General features: G+C 38.7%; 2 protein-coding genes. Both read left to right on the top strand.

The annotated features are described in order from the left end of the window. The first annotated feature begins 208 nt into the window (after window positions 1-208). Entirely contained in the window at window positions 209-1,039 is an 831-nt protein-coding gene (gene grpE, locus ACN4EE_RS22560) for a nucleotide exchange factor GrpE (RefSeq protein ID WP_431708764.1), read from the top strand. Window positions 1,040-1,127: 88 nt separating this feature from the next. Continuing rightward, window positions 1,128-3,137, top strand: a complete 2,010-nt coding sequence (gene dnaK, locus ACN4EE_RS22555; protein WP_431708763.1) for a molecular chaperone DnaK — start codon at window positions 1,128-1,130, stop codon at window positions 3,135-3,137. Window positions 3,138-3,205 lie beyond the last annotated feature (68 nt).

The raw sequence follows: 3,205 nt of genomic DNA, 5'->3' as shown, positions 1-3,205 counted from the left end.
GGGAACTTTTGTCTTTAAGGCAATAAACGCTTGGGGAGAGGATGCCTCTATTTTGATTGGTAGCAATACCTGTCAGGGTAAGCAATCTCTATGAACCAAGAATCCCACGTACTTCAGTCGTGGGAGTGTCAAAATTATCCCTTGTTCTAGTACAATAGAGCATGAATATAAAATATGGAGAAATTAAGATTATTTTCTCAAGTATTTTATGAGTATCAAAAATATTGCAGTTGTTATGATGAGTGAAACGGACAATTACCCTGACTTAGAAAAAGAGATGGAAATGGCAGAAAACCAAGAAAATTTGTCGGTAGAAGAATTAATTCCCGATGAAAATATTAACTTAGAAAATATGGACTTTAGTTCTGAACAACCCTCAGAAGATCATCAGGAAGATTCGATCGAAGAATTGACCTTAGAATCGGATGTACCAGATACCTTCGTGGAAAATGAAGAAACAGAAGAAACAGAGCTAAATGAAGCCACCCAAGCCCATATCACCACCCTAGAAGCAGAAATTGCTCAACTCAAAGCTAAACTAGAACAGGAAATAGAGCAAGGTAAAGCAGTTCAAGGACAATACATGAGATTGACCGCAGATTTTGACAACTTCCGTCGTCGCACCAGTAAAGAAAAAGAAGAACTCGAACAGGTAATCAAGAAAAAAACCATTATGGAACTGTTACCTGTTGTTGACAACTTTGAAAGAGCTAGAACTCAAATTAAACCTAGTAATGATGGAGAATTGAATATCCATAAAAGCTATCAGGGAGTATATAAAACCTTTGTGGATAGTCTGAAAAAAATCGGTGTTTCCGCCATGCGCCCCGAAGGAGAACCATTTGATCCTAACTTCCACGAAGCCATGTTAAGAGAACCCACTTCAGAATATGAAGAAGGGATTGTTATGGAACAGCTAGTTAGAGGGTATCTTCTTAATGATGACGTATTAAGATACGCCATGGTAAAAGTTGCCGCTCCTCCCGAAGACAATTCCGAAGGGGAACAAACCAACGAAAATGAGTCAGAAAATAATTAATTTAAGAAAATTTTGCATAATTTTCTATCCTGACTATAATGATATAACAATAGTTCACTCACTAAGTAAACCGCCATCACTGTAAGCTATGGGAAAGGTCATAGGCATAGATTTAGGTACAACCAATAGTTGCGTTGCCGTTTTAGAAGGGGGAAAACCCATCGTCATCACTAATCAAGAAGGTTCGAGAACGACTCCTAGTATTGTAGGATTCGGGAAAGGAAATCAACGATTAGTGGGGCAATTAGCCAAAAGACAAGCGGTGACAAACGCTGAAAATACTGTTTATAGTATTAAACGCTTTATCGGTCATCGTTGGGAAGAAACCGAAGTAGAAAGGGCAAGAGTAACCTATAACTGTGTTAGGGGAAAAGATAACATGGTTTCTGTGGATATTCAGGGAAAAAGTTATACCACCCAAGAAATTTCCTCTATGATTCTGCAAAAGTTAAAAAATGATGCGGAAACTTTTTTAGGGGAAAGTGTATCTCAAGCAGTAATTACCGTTCCTGCCTACTTCACCGATGCCCAAAGACAAGCCACCAAAGATGCTGGAGTGATTGCGGGTTTAGAGGTGATGCGGATCATTAATGAACCTACCGCCGCCGCTTTAGCCTATGGGTTAGATAAACAGGATGAAGATCAATACGTTTTAGTTTTTGACTTAGGGGGAGGAACTTTTGACGTTTCTATCCTCCAATTGGGAAATGGTATTTTTGAGGTTGTCTCTACTTCTGGCAATAATCAGCTAGGAGGAGATGATTTTGATGCAGTGATTGTGGATTGGTTAATTGCTAGGTTTGAACAACAAGAAGGCATTGATTTACGATCGGACAAAATGGCAGTACAAAGATTAAGGGAAGCGGCGGAAAAAGCCAAAATAGAGTTATCTAATTTGACTCAAACCTCTATTAACTTACCTTTTATCACGGCGGATGAAAGTGGACCTAAACATTTAGAATTAGAACTATCTCGTCCCCAATTAGAAGATTTGATTAAACCTTTAATCGATGGTATAGTTCCGCCCATGGAACAAGCATTAAAGGATTCTGGACTTCGTAAAGAACAAATCGCTCGGATTGTGCTTGTAGGTGGTTCGACTAGGAGTCCTGCTATTTCCACTAAAATTGAGCAATATTTTGGTCAAGGTATCCCCATCGATCGATCGATCAACCCTGATGAAGCAGTGGCTTTAGGTGCTGCCGTTCAAGGAGGCGTATTAGGAGGAGAAGTACGCAATTTACTATTATTAGACGTTACTCCCTTGTCTTTAGGATTAGAAACCCTAGGAGAAGTATTCACAAAAGTTATCGAAAGAAATACGACTATTCCCACCAGTAGGACTCAAATATTTTCTACTGCCATCGATGGACAAAGTTCCGTAGAAATCCATGTCTTGCAAGGGGAACGATCGATGGTGAAAGATAACAAGAGTTTAGGAAAATTTTTGTTAACAGGTATTCCCCCCGCCCCTAGGGGAGTTCCCCAAATTGAGGTATCTTTTGATATTGATGTGGATGGTATTTTAAAAGTATCGGCTAGAGATAAAGGTACGGGGGTAGAACAAAGTATCTTAATTACTAATACAGGTGCATTAAGTTCGTCCGAAATCGAAGGCATGAGACAAGAAGCACAACGATTTGCTTCCGAAGATAGTCGTAGGTTAGAATTAGTGGAAATCAAGAAACAATTAGATAGCCTAGTCTATAGTTATCAGTTAACCCTTGACAAAAATCCTCATTTAGTTAGTAGTGAATTAAGAAATAAAATTGAGTCCAGTCGTAGAAAATTAGAAGATGCCATCGATTCTTCCTCGACTCCAGTGTCACAGGTGGAAAACTTAATGAAGGATTTTCGTAGTTTAGTGGTTAATATTGGCGCACAAGCCTACGACTCTAACCAAGATCCCACTATTATCGGTGGATTTGAACAACAAAGTTCTACTTCCTATGAAGAGATAGATAATGATGACGACTTCAAGAGTATTGAAGATGAAATTTTAAGTGGTTTAAGTCAAATCTCTGAAGACCCTAGCGAGTTTGAATTTGATTATGATAAAGATGAGACTATCACGGGAGATTATGAAACTGTAGATTAATTAAGAATTAAGAATTAAGAATTAAGAATTATTTGAAAGCATTTTCTTCCCCCTCTCCCCCCTCTTCC

Source organism: Geminocystis sp. CENA526 (genome assembly GCF_050753365.1).
GTDB lineage: Bacteria > Cyanobacteriota > Cyanobacteriia > Cyanobacteriales > Cyanobacteriaceae > Geminocystis.
This window is presented reverse-complemented; position numbering and strand designations above follow the sequence as displayed.

Coding starts and splice junctions, on each gene's coding strand:
- grpE (WP_431708764.1), top strand. CDS start 209: ATGAGTATCAAAAATATTGCAGTTGTTATGATGAGTGAAACGGACAAT.
- dnaK (WP_431708763.1), top strand. CDS start 1,128: ATGGGAAAGGTCATAGGCATAGATTTAGGTACAACCAATAGTTGCGTT.